The organism is Myxococcus sp. CA051A (assembly GCF_013336705.1).
Lineage (GTDB): Bacteria > Myxococcota > Myxococcia > Myxococcales > Myxococcaceae > Myxococcus > Myxococcus llanfairpwllgwyngyllgogerychwyrndrobwllllantysiliogogogochensis.
Window position 1 is genome coordinate 26,003 of the sequence record NZ_JABUMS010000012.1, and the last position, 13,142, is coordinate 39,144.

The 13,142-nt window shown below is 68.7% G+C and carries 14 protein-coding genes; 10 read left to right on the forward strand and 4 right to left on the reverse strand.

The genetic code is table 11. The annotated features are described in order from the left end of the window. Positions 1–105: 105 nt before the first annotated feature. The 3 genes from HUA74_RS30215 to HUA74_RS30225 all read left to right on the forward strand — a co-directional run bounded on the left by HUA74_RS30215 (position 106) and on the right by HUA74_RS30225 (position 2,692). Positions 106–1,524 (forward strand): galactose oxidase-like domain-containing protein, encoded by a 1,419-nt coding sequence (locus tag HUA74_RS30215; RefSeq protein ID WP_174457321.1) that lies wholly within the window; start codon positions 106–108, stop codon positions 1,522–1,524. A gap of 22 nt (positions 1,525–1,546) precedes the next feature. Next, positions 1,547–2,248 carry a zf-TFIIB domain-containing protein gene (locus tag HUA74_RS30220; RefSeq protein WP_174457322.1) on the forward strand — a complete coding sequence of 234 codons (702 nt, stop codon included), beginning with the start codon at positions 1,547–1,549 and terminating at the stop codon, positions 2,246–2,248. Positions 2,249–2,332: 84 nt separating this feature from the next. Next, positions 2,333–2,692 carry a PilZ domain-containing protein gene (locus HUA74_RS30225; protein ID WP_141640994.1) on the forward strand — a complete coding sequence of 120 codons (360 nt, stop codon included), beginning with the start codon at positions 2,333–2,335 and terminating at the stop codon, positions 2,690–2,692. A 12-nt stretch (positions 2,693–2,704) separates the two neighbouring features. Here the strand turns inward: HUA74_RS30225 and HUA74_RS30230 are convergent, their stop codons facing one another. Beyond that, positions 2,705–3,358 (reverse strand): TetR/AcrR family transcriptional regulator, encoded by a 654-nt coding sequence (locus HUA74_RS30230; protein WP_174457323.1) that lies wholly within the window; start codon positions 3,356–3,358, stop codon positions 2,705–2,707. Next, on the reverse strand, positions 3,358–4,467 hold the full coding sequence (locus tag HUA74_RS30235) for a saccharopine dehydrogenase (protein WP_141640996.1): 1,110 nt from the start codon (positions 4,465–4,467) through the stop codon (positions 3,358–3,360). Before HUA74_RS30235 ends, HUA74_RS30230 begins: the two co-directional genes overlap by 1 nt. Positions 4,468–4,812: 345 nt before the next feature. On the opposite strand from HUA74_RS30235, the gene HUA74_RS30240 reads away from it, so the two are divergent. The 5 genes from HUA74_RS30240 to ureG all read left to right on the forward strand — a co-directional run bounded on the left by HUA74_RS30240 (position 4,813) and on the right by ureG (position 9,655). Continuing rightward, positions 4,813–5,658, forward strand: a complete 846-nt coding sequence (locus HUA74_RS30240) for an urease accessory protein UreD (protein ID WP_371817325.1) — start codon at positions 4,813–4,815, stop codon at positions 5,656–5,658. Between the two features lie 85 nt (positions 5,659–5,743). After that, on the forward strand, positions 5,744–6,514 hold the full coding sequence (gene ureA / locus HUA74_RS30245) for an urease subunit gamma (RefSeq protein WP_141640997.1): 771 nt from the start codon (positions 5,744–5,746) through the stop codon (positions 6,512–6,514). Then, positions 6,511–8,226 carry an urease subunit alpha gene (gene ureC / locus HUA74_RS30250; protein WP_141640998.1) on the forward strand — a complete coding sequence of 572 codons (1,716 nt, stop codon included), beginning with the start codon at positions 6,511–6,513 and terminating at the stop codon, positions 8,224–8,226. The genes ureA and ureC overlap by 4 nt, the downstream gene beginning before the upstream one ends. 16 nt (positions 8,227–8,242) lie before the next feature. After that, positions 8,243–8,905, forward strand: coding sequence for an urease accessory protein UreF (locus HUA74_RS30255; RefSeq protein ID WP_141640999.1), 663 nt, complete (start codon positions 8,243–8,245; stop codon positions 8,903–8,905). Positions 8,906–8,917: 12 nt separating this feature from the next. Then, a complete protein-coding gene (ureG, locus tag HUA74_RS30260) occupies positions 8,918–9,655 on the forward strand; it encodes an urease accessory protein UreG (RefSeq protein ID WP_174457325.1) in 738 nt (245 codons plus the stop codon). 63 nt (positions 9,656–9,718) lie between these two features. On the opposite strand, the gene HUA74_RS45205 is transcribed toward ureG, so the two are convergent. After that, complete coding sequence (locus HUA74_RS45205; RefSeq protein ID WP_174459869.1) at positions 9,719–10,102, reverse strand: hypothetical protein; 384 nt, start codon at positions 10,100–10,102, stop codon at positions 9,719–9,721. Between the two features lie 196 nt (positions 10,103–10,298). Between HUA74_RS45205 and HUA74_RS30270 the strand changes: the two genes are divergently transcribed. Together HUA74_RS30270 and HUA74_RS30275 are read left to right on the forward strand one after the other, a co-directional pair. Further along, on the forward strand, positions 10,299–11,678 hold the full coding sequence (locus tag HUA74_RS30270; protein ID WP_174457327.1) for a hypothetical protein: 1,380 nt from the start codon (positions 10,299–10,301) through the stop codon (positions 11,676–11,678). A gap of 32 nt (positions 11,679–11,710) precedes the next feature. Continuing rightward, positions 11,711–12,547: a ceramidase gene (locus tag HUA74_RS30275; RefSeq protein ID WP_174457328.1), complete on the forward strand. Its 837-nt coding sequence runs from the start codon at positions 11,711–11,713 to the stop codon at positions 12,545–12,547. A gap of 64 nt (positions 12,548–12,611) precedes the next feature. On the opposite strand, the gene HUA74_RS30280 is transcribed toward HUA74_RS30275, so the two are convergent. Continuing rightward, a complete protein-coding gene (locus tag HUA74_RS30280; RefSeq protein ID WP_174457329.1) occupies positions 12,612–13,130 on the reverse strand; it encodes a nuclear transport factor 2 family protein in 519 nt (172 codons plus the stop codon). Positions 13,131–13,142: the final 12 nt, after the last annotated feature.

Genomic DNA, 13,142 nt, shown 5'->3' on the forward strand with positions numbered 1-13,142 from the left:
CACGTCGCCCAAGCGGCACTGTTCGAGACGCGAGAACAGCTATGCACTTTGCGCCGCGCCCCTACGTTCTGCCTCCGCCATTGGAAAGCACTCACCGGAGCGCTCATGAAGCCCATCGGCCTCACCCTCTCGCCACGCGCGCATGCGGTCTGGTTCCTCGGCCTCGTGCTGCTGGCGACTTCAGCCCGCGCGCAGACCCCCGCGCAGGTCGGTCGCTGGTCCAGTGTCATGAACTGGCCCATCACCGCCACCCACCTCAGTCTGCTTCCCGACGGCAAGGTGATGTTCTTCGGCGAGTTCGAGGAGGGCGACCTGCCTCCCATGCGCTGGGACCCCACCACGGGGGCGCTCTCCACGTTTGCCTCCCCCGGCTACAACATCTTCTGCTCAGGCCACTCCTTCCTCTCGAACGGGAAGATGCTCGTCTCGGGGGGACACATCGCGAGCCACGTGGGGCTCGATGACGCGAGCCTCTTCGACTTCGCCACCAACACCTGGACGCGCCTGCCGGACATGAACAACGGGCGCTGGTACCCCACCAACACGACCCTCTCCAACGGAGACGTGGTGGTCACCTCCGGAGAAATCGCGGGGCCCGGCGACATCAACCAGATTCCCCAGCGCTTCATCGCGGGCACCAGCACCTGGAGGACGCTGACCAGCGCGCAGAAGAACTTCCCCTACTACCCGAAGATGTTCCTCGCACCCAACGGGCGGCTCTTCTACGCGGGCTCCCTGCGCCTCTCGCTGTGGTTGGACCCCAACGGCAATGGCGCCTGGACCAACGGGCCGCAGAGCCTCTTCGGCGGCCGCAACTACGGCCCCGCCGTGTACATGGACGGCAAGGTGCTCATCATCGGCGGCAGCGAGCCGCCCACCGCCACCATGGAACAGATAGACCTCACCGCCGCCACGCCCGCCTGGCAGTACCGGGCCGCGATGAGCATCCGACGACGCCAGCACAACGCGGTGCTCCTGCCGGACGGCACCGTGCTCGTCCTCGGTGGCAGCAGCGGTCCCGGCTTCGACTCGGCCGACTTCCCCGTCTATCACGCGGAGGTCTACAACCCGGCCACCAACACCTGGACCTCGCTGGCGAGCAACGTCCGCTACCGCGGCTATCACTCCACCGCCCTGCTGCTGCCGGACGGACGCGTGCTGTCCGCGGGAGGACGGCTCGAGCGCACCGCGGAAATCTACTCTCCGCCCTATCTCTTCAAGGGCGCGCGCCCCGTCGTCACCGCGGCCCCCACCACCGCCCTGCCGGCGAGCACCTTCACCATCACCACGCCCGACGCGGCCAACATCTCCCGCGTGTCCCTCATCGCGCTCAGCTCGGTGACGCACACGTTCGACATGAACCAGCGGCTGCTCACGCTCAACTTCACACGCAACACGGGCAGTCTCACCGTCACCACGCCCGCCAACCGCAACCTCGCGCCGCCCGGCTACTACCAGCTCTTCATCGTGAACAACGCGGGCGTGCCCTCGTATGGCCGCAGGCTGCGCATCCCTCCGCCCTGATTCATGGAAGGATGCACATCGCATGAAGAGCGACTGCCCCATCTGCCCACAACCTGCCCCCACGCTGCGCGTCATCGACCTGCGAGGTGTCTCCGTCGACACCTGCACCCGCTGTCACGGCCACTGGCTGGACGCGGGTGAGTTGGAACGGCTGGCACCGGGCTGGAGGACGGAGGCCGTCCTGGCGGCCCTGCCGACGGCGACCCGGCGTTGTCGCCACACGCGACACCATGTTTCAGTGACACATGAGCTGTGCGGGCTGTGTGGCGCACCCGCCGCGCGCTGTCCGTCCTGCGCGGAGTTCCTCTCCCAGGTCCGCACGGAGGTGTGCTCCGTCGACCTGTGTGGGAGCTGCCATGGCCTGTGGCTGGATGCGAATGAACTCAAGGCGTTGATCGACTGGCACCAGCGCTCCAAGCGTTCACTCGTGGTGGGCGCGGCGGTGGTGGGCACGGCGGCGGCAGCGGCTGCGGCGGCGGCGGCGCTGTCCCAGGTGACGGCGGGCAGCCCCGAGCGCTCCCGGGCCGCCGAGGTCCTGACGGCCTCACTGGAGCGGGCGGGAGACGCGGCGGACGTGGTGGAAGTCGGAGAGATGCTGGTCGTCACGGTGGAGGCGGCCAGCGAGGGCCTGGGCTCCGCCGCCGGGGCGGCCGTGGAGGGAGCGAATGTGGTGGGAGAAGCGGTGGGTGGGTTGCTGGAGGTGGTGGCGGGGTTGTTCCATTGACCCACCTGCACATGGCTTCTGAATCCCCTATGCTCGTGACAGGCCCGTGAGACCCGCCGGATTGTGACGGGGGGAGTGCCGAAGATGAGCCAAGTGAGCACGAAGAGCATTCCAGCGGATGACCGTCGTCTGTTTCCCCGTCTCCAGGCGCCGCTGTATGCGCGCCCGGCCCGGCTGAAATTCGGCGACAAGCGGCAGGTGCTCGACGCGAGCCTGGGAGGCGTGCGCATCTACTCCGACGAGCAGTACGCCGAGGGCGCCCAGCTCGAAGTGGACCTGTTTCCGGGAGACGGCTCCACGCTGGAATGTCGCGCGCGCGTGGCGTGGCTGCGCAAGCTCCCCAAGGACGCGGTGGCCCGGTTCGAAGTAGGCCTCGCGTTCACGGACGTCTCCCCGGAGACGCTGGAGCGTCTCAAGTCCGTGCTCGTCGCCGAAGAAGACTGAGCCCCTGAAGGCTCACGTCCGTCCGGCGACGTCGTCCCACAGGGCGCGCAGCTCCTGTTCCAGTCCGGGCACGGAGGAGGCGCGCAGGCTGCCTCCGCCGCGAAAGAGCGACAGCCCCTCGAAGAAGGCCATCAGCAGGGCCGCGCGTCGCTCCCGTCGGGCGGGCGTGAGGTCGGGCGCGAGCTCGCGCAAAAGCTCGACGATGCCCTCGCGATAGCCCGCGTAGAAGACGCCCAGCGCTTCGGCCACCATGGTGTCCCGCGCGGCCAGGGCCCACAGCTCCGCGAAGAGCTGGAAGTGTTGGGGCGACTCCTGGTCCTCCAGCAGGGCCTCCAGCGCGTGCCGTGAGCGCTTCACCGGGTCCTGCCCTCCCCCTTCCATGCGCTCGCGCACCCGGCGGATGGCGGTCTCCAGGTAGCGCGCGAGCAGCGCTCGCACCACGTCCTGCTTGGTGGGGAAGTAGTACTGGAGATTGCCCAGGCGCAGCCCCGCGCGCTGGGCCACGCCGCGCAGGCTCAGCCCCGCGTAGCCGTCCTCCACCAGCACCTCCATGGCCGCGTCCAGGATGCTCTCCACGCGCTCGTGGCCCTTGGCATGGACCGCCGTGCCCTCTCGCGGTTTCGCGGAGGGGAGCTTCCCGGGGGACTTGCTCACGCGTGGGGGCATCAGGCCGCCTTCCTCGTCGGCACCTCGGCGGACGACGCTACCTCATCGAGCCGCACGGTGACGCCGCACGCGCGCAGCGTGGCCAGCATCTGCTCGGGCCTCGGCTCGTGCTCCGGGAACCACACGCCGGAGGACGGAGGAGGCGCGCCATCCAGGCCCAGGAGTCGCTCGACGCCGAGCAGCGCGCCCACCGCAGTCAGGTGCGCCTGACCCTTCGGGTCCACCACCTCGATGCGGGTGCGGCCATGCTCGCCCTCGAGGTCCGCGAGCCACGCGGCCTCGCCGCCCGTGCCGCTCGTCGCCAGCAGCGCCCGGCGCAGCGGCGTCAGTCGGGGATGCTGGAGCAGACGCAGGATGCCCAGTCGCTGGAGCACCACCAGCGACCACGTCGCCGAGCCCGAGTCGAACCCCAACCGGGTCGCCACGCCGCGCGCGCCCAGCACCATGGGCAGCGTCGCCTGCTCGGGCGTGTCGAGCCGGAACACCCGCGTGCTCCTTCCATCCGAGAACGTCACGCGCCGCCCGTCCGTCAGGGGCAGCACCTGGCGCTCCTGGCCGCGCTCCGTCACGTCGAAGGACAGCCCCAGCCGGTCCATGTACTCCAGGGAGTCCGGCCCCGCCTCGTCCGCGAGCGCGAAGCGGATGCCCACGTCCACGTGCTCCAGCCGACCCAGGCGTCGCGCGGCCATCGCCACCAGTCGCGGCACCAGCCCCGCCATCCACGCCGAGCCCAGCATCACCGGCCCCCGAGGAGGCGTGCCCGACAGCCGCAGCACCGCGGCTCGCACCCGCGACGTCCACCGGGTGATGTCCAGCACGGGAATGCCGTCGCGCGCCGCCGACATCAGCAGGTGGTCCTCCGGGTCATTGACCAGCGACACCACGGCCCGAGGCTTCACGCCCAGCGCCGCCAGGGGCGAGGGCGCGCGGATATCCAGCGCCACACCCTCGGCTCCACCCAACTGCGCGGCCAGCTCCCGCGCGGGCTCCAGCCTCCGACCGGCGATGACGAGCGGCAACCCGGGATGACGCTCCCTCAACAGGCGGGCGAGCCGGGCGCCCACCACTCCGTAGCCCCCCACCAGCACGACACTTCCCTCGGACACCATGGCGACTCCCACGCTCGGGCACGGAGTGTTTCCGCCCCCATGGGAATCAATATAGGTCACATGACCTAAATTTCACGACAATCGCCCGGCATGCCCTTCCGGGGGTGCGGAGGGACTCGAAGCTCGCCGCACCCGCGGCGCGACGCCCGTGGCGAAGCGGGGCACGCTCCTCCTCTACGGGCCCTCGCGGGTCGCTCTGGACATGGCGTGGATGCGCGACGACATGGCGCAGCCGCTGCTCCCCTTCTTCTCCGGGGGTCTTCGAGCGCGCTCTTGCAGCCGCGAGTCGCGTACGTCGGCGGGCCGGGCGTTGTGCTCCAGCCTCGTTTGGCCCAGGCTGACCGGGTGAGTCTGGCCCCGCGGTCACCCCTCCCCGAGACATCCCGACGCGCGGGCTTCGCGCACCTCGCCTTCGAGCGCTCGGGCCCACGCACCGTGGTGAGCAAGGCGCTGGCGCACAGCCCGCTGCGCCTGCTCACCCCGCGCAACCACGGCCACGCCGCGTGGGCCTACACCAGCTCGTTCGGGGGTGGCCTCGTGGATGGAGACCACCTCTCGCTCGAGGTGGACGTGGCGCCCGGTGCCACCGCATGGCTGTCTTCCCAGGGAGCCAACCGCGTCTATCGCTCGCCCTCCGGCTGTCGCAGCGACGTGTCCGCCCGCGTGGGTGAGGACGCCCTGCTCGCCTGGGTGCCAGACCCCACCGTGTGTTTCACTGGCGCGCGATACAGCCAGACCCTCGCGTTCCAGCTCGCGCCTGGCGCATCGCTCGTCCTCGCGGACCTCGTCACCTCCGGACGCAGCGCCCGGGGCGAGCGCTGGGCGTTCTCGCACTACGCCTCCACCCTGCGCGTCCGCGTGGGCGAGCGCGCCATTATCGACGAGCGCTGGCTGTTGGACCCCAGCCACGGAACGCTCCCGGAGCGCCTGGGCCGCTTCGAGGCCATGGCCACCCTCCTCCTCGTCGGCCCCGCGCTGGCCACCGCGCGCGAGGCACTGCACGCCCGAGTCACCTCGATCCCCATCACCTCGCGCGCCTCCCTCATCCCCTCCTCCAGCCCGTTGGGCACCCACGGCCTGCTCGTGCGCGCCGCCGCCGTGTCCGTGGAGGAACTGGTGCGCACCACCCGCGACTGGCTCTCCTTCCTCCCGGCGCTGCTCGGGGACGACCCCTGGGCCCGCCGCGTCTGAGCCCCCTCCCTGGCGATGCCCGACACGTTGCACTACTGTTGACGCGTCAAGTCATGGCGCCTTCGGGCCCCTGGGAGTTGGTCTCGTGCACCTGTCCCCTCGCGACGTCGACAAGCTGTTGCTGCATCAGGCGGGCTTCCTGGCCCAGAAGCGGCTCGCCCGAGGGGTGAGGCTGAGCTACCCGGAGGCTGTCGCCCTCATCGCCACGCAGTTGCTGGAGTTCATCCGTGACGGCCGCAGCGTCGCCGAGCTGATGGACCTGGGGCGGCGATTCCTGGGGCGCGCGCAGGTGATGGAGGGCGTGCCGGAGATGCTCGCGGAGGTGCAGGTGGAGGGCACCTTCCCGGACGGCTCCAAGCTGGTGACGGTGCACCACCCGGTGGTGGCCGAGCATGGGGATTTGGAGCTGGCACTGTATGGCAGCTTCCTCCCCGTGCCTTCGCTGGAGCGTTTCAGCGCGCCGGTGTCCACGTCGGATGGAGTGCCCGGTGAGGTGCGCGTGCTGCCCGGCGACATCGAACTCAACGCGGGCCGCGACACCATCTCCCTCACCGTGACGCACCTGGGGGACCGCCCCATCCAGGTGGGCAGCCACTACCCCTTCTTCGAGACGAACCGCGCGCTCGCCTTCGACCGCGAGAAGGCCTACGGCCGGCGCCTCGACATCCCCGCGGGCACGGCGGTGCGCTTCGAGCCGGGTGAGCGCAAGACGGTGCAGTTGGTGGCCATCGCGGGCGAGCAGGTGGTGCGCGGCGGCAACGCGTTGGGCAGCGGCAAGGTGTCCGCCGAGAATCGCGAGCGCGGAATGGAAGCGGTCCGTGCGCAAGGCTTCGGCCATGAAGAGGAGCGCGAATGAGTCGGAAGATGGACCGGCGCCACTACGCGGACATGTTCGGGCCCACCACCGGAGACAAGGTGCGGCTGGGCGACACGGGGCTGTGGGCGGAGGTGGAGCGTGACGCCACCGTCTACGGAGACGAGTGCAAGTTCGGCGGAGGCAAGGTGCTGCGCGAGGGCATGGGCCAGCGCGCGGGGGCCGGCGACGCGGATGCGCTGGACGTGGTCCTCACCAACGCGCTCATCCTCGACTGGACGGGCATCTACAAGGCGGACATCGGAATCAAGGCGGGCCGCATCGTCGGCATCGGCAAGGCGGGCAACCCGGACATCATGGCCGGGGTGACGCCGGGCATGGTGGTGGGCGTCACCACCGAGGCCATCTCCGCGGAGGGGCACCTCGTCACGGCGGGCGGGCTGGACACACATATCCACTTCATCTGCCCGCAGCAGGCGGACGAGGCGCTCGCCAGCGGCATCACCACGTGGGTGGGCGGAGGCACGGGCCCCGCGACGGGGACGAAGGCGACCACGTGTACGCCGGGCATCTGGAATCTCCAGCGGATGCTCCAGGCCACGGACACGATTCCGCTCAACATCGGCCTCACGGGCAAGGGCAACACGTCCATGCCGGAGGGTCTGGTCGACCAGATTCGCGCGGGCGCCATCGGCCTGAAGCTGCACGAGGACTGGGGCACCACACCCGCGGCCATCGACACGTGCCTCACCGTGGCCGAGGACGAGGACATCCAGGTCACCATCCACACGGACACGCTCAACGAGTCGGGCTACGTGGATGACTCGCTCGCGGCAATCAAGGGCCGCACCATCCACACGTACCACTCCGAGGGCGCGGGTGGCGGCCATGCGCCGGACATCATCCGCGTGTGCGGTGTGGACAACGTGTTGCCCTCGTCCACCAACCCCACGCGGCCGTACACGGTGAACACGCTGGACGAGCACCTCGACATGCTCATGGTCTGCCATCACCTGGACCGTGAGATTCCCGAGGACGTGGCCTTCGCCGAGAGCCGCATCCGGGGCGAGACGATTGCCGCCGAGGACATCCTTCATGACCTGGGCGCCATCAGCATCATGTCCTCGGACAGCCAGGCCATGGGGCGCGTGGGCGAGGTCATCTGTCGTACGTGGCAGACGGCGCACAAGATGCGCGAGCAGCGTGGACGGCTGAGTCAGGAAGCCGGCGACAACGACAACCTGCGCATCCGGCGGTACGTGGCGAAGTACACCATCAACCCGGCCATCGCCCATGGGCTGTCGCACGAGGTCGGTTCGGTGGAGGTGGGGAAGCTCGCGGACCTGGTGCTGTGGCGGCCGGCCTTCTTCGGCATCCGTCCGGAGCTGGTCATCAAGGGCGGCTTCATCGCGTGGGGACAAATGGGGGACGCGAACGCCTCCATTCCGACGCCACAGCCGTATTTGATGCGGCCCATGTTCGGGGCGCGAGGACGCGCGCTCGGGGCCACCAGCGTGGTGTTCGTCTCTCCGCGTGCGTTGGCGGAAGGGACGACGCGCGAGCTGGGGTTGATGAAGCGGGTGGTCGCGGTGAAGCGGTGTCGGGGGTTGAGCAAGCGGGACATGCGGCTCAACGACGCGCTGCCGGTCATCACGGTGGACCCGGAGACGTACGAGGTGCGGGCGGACGGAGAGCTGTTGCGGTGTGAGGCCGCGGTGAAGCTGCCGCTGGCGCAGCGCTACTCGTTGTTCTGACCGGGAGCCGCGCGCCATGGGCTCTTCCTGGAAGGTGCTTCAGCTCGCGGACTCGGGGTTTCCCACGGGAGGCTTCGCGCACTCGGGGGGACTGGAGGCGGCGGTGCAGGCGGGCGAGGTGCGTGGGGCGCCGGAGCTGCGCCGCTTCGCGCGGGAGCTGCTGTGGCAGGCGGGGTACGGGGCACTTCCGTTGTTGAGCGCGGCGCATCGCGAGCCGTCGCGATTGCCGGAGCTGGACGCGCGCACGGAGGCGTTCCTCACGAGCCATGTGGCGCACCGGGCGAGCCGCACACAGGGGCGAGCATTCCTGGACACGTGCGCGCGCATCTTCCCGGGGCCGGTGGGGCCGCTGCGTGAGGCAGCGCGGGCGGCGGGGCTGGGCTTCCACCATGCGCCGGTGTTCGGGGCGGTGTTGAACGTGCTGGAGGTGGAGCTGTCGGAGGCGCAGCGGCTGCATCTGTCGCTGACGTTGAGAGGCACGCTGTCGGCGGCGGTGCGGCTGGGCATCATCGGCACGCACGAGTCGCACCAGCTCCAGCATCAGGCGACGTCATTGTTGGACACGGTGTTGGAGCGATGCGCGGGGCTGGGGTTGGAGGAGCTGGCGCAGCCCTCACCGCTGTTGGACTTGCTGGGTTCCACGCACGACCGGCTCTATTCGAGACTCTTCCTGTCCTGAGGTGAAGCGCACATGCACGACGATGACCACCGCGGCCATGGCCATGACGACGAGCACGACCACACGCATGAGGAGTGGGACCATCCGGGCCACTTCGAGGAGCGGGAGGAGCCGAAGAAGCGTGACTACCAGTCGCGGGCCTTCACCATCGGCATCGGTGGGCCGGTGGGGAGTGGGAAGACGGCGCTGGTGCTGGCGCTGTGCCGCAGGCTGCGCGAGCGCTACCGGCTGGGCGTGGTGACGAATGACATCTTCACGAAGGAGGACGCGGAGTTCCTGGTCCGCAACCACGCGCTGTCTCCGGAGCGAATCAAGGCGGTGGAGACGGGAGGGTGTCCGCACGCGGCGATTCGCGAGGACATCAGCCACAACCTGCTGGCGCTGGAGCAGTTGATGGAGGAGCTGACGCCGGAGCTGCTGATTGTGGAGAGCGGTGGCGACAACCTGGCGGCGCAGTACAGCCGGGAGCTGGCGGACTACACGGTGTATGTCATTGATGTTGCGGGCGGGGACAAGGTGCCGCGCAAGGGTGGGCCGGGCATCACCCAGTCGGACCTGCTCATCATCAACAAGACGGACCTGGCGCCGCACGTGGGCGCGGACCTGGGTGTGATGGAGCGCGACGCGAAGAAGATGCGCGGCAGCGGGCCGTTCGTCTTCACCCAAGTCACGAAGGACGTGGGCCTGGACGAAGTCATCGAGCACCTGCTCACGGCGTGGAAGCAGCGCACCGGCGCCCGCGCACCCTGACCGCCTCGCGGTCTTCAACGGTGCCTCCCACTGTCATTGATTGGGAGGCGCTGTCGCTGCGACTCACATCAGGGTGTCGCCATCCACTTGGAGAATCACCGGACGATTCTCACGGTCCGCGGGGTCATAGGCCACATCCAACACCGTGCCGGGCACCAGCCGGAGGATGAGCTCACGCCCGTGCACCAAACGCACCTGCTCCACGAGCCAGTCCTTGCCCGGCTCCCCTTCGTGCATCAGGAGCCGCAGGTGCATGGTGGCCTCGTCGCCCGCGAACATGGAATCGTATGTGACTTCGCGCAACGTGGCCTTCACCCGTCGGCCATGGGTGAGGATCCAGTTCCGCCGGTGTCGCTGCTGCCGGACCTTTCTGATGGCCAGCGCCCCAACAGCGATGACCAGCAAACTCGAGCCGGCCCAGGCCCACGGATGAGGATGATCAAACATGGCGCCCCTTCGAATGATGCGCCAGGGATACTCCCACCCACGCCATCAACACCGCCAGGACAAAGCGCCGCGCGTGGTGACTCGGCCCGATGGGCGACCCATTTCATGCGGAAACCCCAAGGACGATGGGTCCCCATGACGCGCGACCTGGGCCATATCGGTCCCAGCAGGCCACCTCGTTCCGGACCTCACACCCATGACCTCTCCTTCGCCTCTCGTTCACCTCGCGCGATGTGCCCTGCTCGGAACGCTGCTCTTGCTCACGGCCTGTGGCGACGAGGAGGACCCGTCCCCCGGTGACGCTGACGACGCGGGAGTCCAGGGGCGCGACGCGGGGCGCGATGGTGGGATGGATGCGGGGGGCGACGCCGGAACCGACGCGGGTCCTCCCATCGAGGTGCCCTCGATTCCCGCGCAGACGGTGACGCTGGGCGGGCAGACCTACGTTGCCTACCAACGCGCCGGAGACACGTTCCGCATCGTCTGTCAGGTCCCCTGCCCCATCGAGGAGCCGTACATCTTCGCCCGCTACGAGGGCTTCCGCGCGGTGAAGGACGACCTGCTGTCACTTACGGGCGTCGATGTGGTGCCGAAGATGACGCCGGTGGATATCCACCTCGCCTCGGACAGCGTGTGCGGGAGTCCAGGGAACCGCGCGGGCGCGGCGTTCATGAACACCACACCGGAGGGCCCCGGGCCCGGGTCGAACGTCTGCCTCTGGGAGCTGGAGGCTTCACACGTGCAGCCCCCCAGCGTCCCGCGTCCTTTGACGGTGGAGAACGCGCTGGCCCGCGAGAACCAGGTGCTGGTGGCACACGAGTACGCGCACGTCGTGTTCTTCCTGCGCCATGAGCTCTCGCACGAATGGTTCGTGCGCGCGATCTCCTACCGCGTCGGAGGAGAAGCGCGGAGCCTGTGTGATGCGACGAACGAGCTGCTCGCGCCCACGGCCTGGAACCTGTGCCAGCAGCATGGGCTCGACTATCCGCATCTCGCGGAGAGCGTGCGACGAATCGACACACTGTGGTCGAGCGGACAAGGCGTGGAGGTGCTCTACCCGGGCGTTCCGCTCGCCACGTCCATGTATCAGTACCACCGCATCCTGGATGGGCTCGCGGGCGAGGACACCTTCACCGGCCTGACGGATGCGGGCGAGCTGCGTCCAAATCAGTGCGGTGACTCCGCGCGCTTCACACCGGCAGGGGGAATCGTCTCCATGTACGGAGGGCGGGTTCGCTGGGAGCTTCCATCAGGGGCCGTGGCCTCGGAGCTTCAAGTCGAGCCTGGAAGCTGGCGCTCGGGCATGGTGGTGCCCTCCGGATGGTCGACGTTCGCTGGGGCGCACAACTACTCCTTCATGCCGGGCGAGCAGCCGCTCCAGAAGCCGGTCCGTCTGACCGTGCGCTACGAGCCGAGCCTCATGCCCGCTGGCGCTTCCGAGGCTTCCCTCACGCTCTACTGGAAGCCCGACACGAGCTTCGCGCAAGAGGTCCCTGGCGCACAGGTGGACGCGGTGACTCATACCGTGAGCGGCAGCGTGTCGCGGTTGGGTCGCTACATCGTCGCGCCGCGCTGACTTGAAGTTCGGGTGTTACGCTCCCGGGCATCATGTCTTCGACCACGACGGGCTTCTGGGGCCCGAGCACTTCGACGGTGGACTGGTGCGAGACGAACTACCAGCACCTGTTCCACATCGGAGAGCTGTTCAACTCGGCGTCCAGTCTCATGCTGGTCCTCACGGGCGTGCTGGGCGTCGTGCTGCACCGACGCGTGCTTGAGCGGCGGTTCCTCCTCGCCTTCGCGTTGCTCGCGTTGGTGGGCGTGGGCAGCACGGCGTTCCACATGACGCTGCGCCGCGAGCACCAGATGTTGGACGAATTGCCGATGCTCTATCTGGCCATCGTCATCGTCTACATCCTGCTGGAGGACCGGCCGCGGCAACGGTTCGGGAGTTGGTTCCCGTGGGCGTTGTTCGGGCACGCGCTGCTCGTGACGTACCTGACGGCGTTCACCCGGGGCGCGGTGCAGTTCTTCCTCTTCCAGGTGAGCTTCGCGTCACTGGAGTTCTTCGCGCTGGGCCGGACGTACTTCCTCCAGCGACGCAGTCCTGACGCAGGCACGAAGCGGCTGTTCCAGCTCGGCATCGGGGCCTATGCGCTCGCGATTGTCTTGTGGGTGAGCGACATCCAGTTCTGCCCCACGCTCAACGAGACACTGCCCGCGCGAGGCATCCCCAATCCCCAGTTCCACGCGTGGTGGCACGTGCTCGTGGCCTTCGGATTCAACGCGCTCCTGCTCGTCATCGCGCGGGAGCGGTTGAGGACGCTGGGGAAGGAGTCCCAGCTTCGGGCCGTGCTCGGAGTGATTCCGCGAGTGCTGTTGCCCTCGCGGCTCGGTGAGCAGGTGACACCGCCCTCGTCACGGGATGGAGCAAATCCCACCTGACGAAAAGGAGCGCGCCTTGAGTGAGGTCGCGGTAGCACGCGCACCGCATCGCGACCCCGCACCGCTACTTCTTCTTCGGAGCCGGAGGCGCGGGAGCCGGCGCGGGCTTCGCAGGCGCCTGCGTCTGGATGCGCTTCACCACCTCATCCATGAGGTCGTTCGGAATCGGAATGGACAGGTTGTACTGGGCAATCTTCCAGGTGCCGCCATCCTTCACCAGCACACCACTGCCCCGGCTGGGTCCCAGGTTCGGCGTGTCCAGCGTCTCGTCGAACCACGCGACCGCGCCGTCCTTCGACACGGTGATGTGGCGGGAGACCGCCTTGAAACTCCACGCCTTGCCCTTGGAGAAGTACGGCTTTGACCAGGCGCGGAACTCGTCGCGCGACCACCGCTCCGTGGCGTCCGTGCCCATGTAGACGGCGTCCGGCGTGAAGTACCCGAAGTAGCGCGCTTCGTCCGCCTGGGCGGCGGCCTTGTGCCAGTCATCCAGCACGGTGGTGATAGCGGCCTTGGGGTCCGTGGCGGTTCCCGTCACGGGAGCGGAGGCGAGCACGAACAACAACAGGGAGACAGTGGACACGCGAGGCGACCT

What these genes read in the sequence shown, in the direction of transcription:
- HUA74_RS30215 (WP_174457321.1), top strand. Translation starts at nt 106, where the DNA reads ATGAAGCCCATCGGCCTCACCCTCTCGCCACGCGCGCATGCGGTCTGG.
- HUA74_RS30235 (WP_141640996.1), bottom strand. Translation starts at nt 4,467, where the DNA reads ATGGTGTCCGAGGGAAGTGTCGTGCTGGTGGGGGGCTACGGAGTGGTG.
- HUA74_RS30225 (WP_141640994.1), top strand. Translation starts at nt 2,333, where the DNA reads ATGAGCCAAGTGAGCACGAAGAGCATTCCAGCGGATGACCGTCGTCTG.
- HUA74_RS30220 (WP_174457322.1), top strand. Translation starts at nt 1,547, where the DNA reads ATGAAGAGCGACTGCCCCATCTGCCCACAACCTGCCCCCACGCTGCGC.
- HUA74_RS30230 (WP_174457323.1), bottom strand. Translation starts at nt 3,358, where the DNA reads ATGCCCCCACGCGTGAGCAAGTCCCCCGGGAAGCTCCCCTCCGCGAAA.
- HUA74_RS30255 (WP_141640999.1), top strand. Translation starts at nt 8,243, where the DNA reads ATGGGCTCTTCCTGGAAGGTGCTTCAGCTCGCGGACTCGGGGTTTCCC.
- ureC (WP_141640998.1), top strand. Translation starts at nt 6,511, where the DNA reads ATGAGTCGGAAGATGGACCGGCGCCACTACGCGGACATGTTCGGGCCC.
- HUA74_RS30270 (WP_174457327.1), top strand. Translation starts at nt 10,299, where the DNA reads ATGACCTCTCCTTCGCCTCTCGTTCACCTCGCGCGATGTGCCCTGCTC.
- ureG (WP_174457325.1), top strand. Translation starts at nt 8,918, where the DNA reads ATGCACGACGATGACCACCGCGGCCATGGCCATGACGACGAGCACGAC.
- HUA74_RS45205 (WP_174459869.1), bottom strand. Translation starts at nt 10,102, where the DNA reads ATGTTTGATCATCCTCATCCGTGGGCCTGGGCCGGCTCGAGTTTGCTG.
- HUA74_RS30275 (WP_174457328.1), top strand. Translation starts at nt 11,711, where the DNA reads ATGTCTTCGACCACGACGGGCTTCTGGGGCCCGAGCACTTCGACGGTG.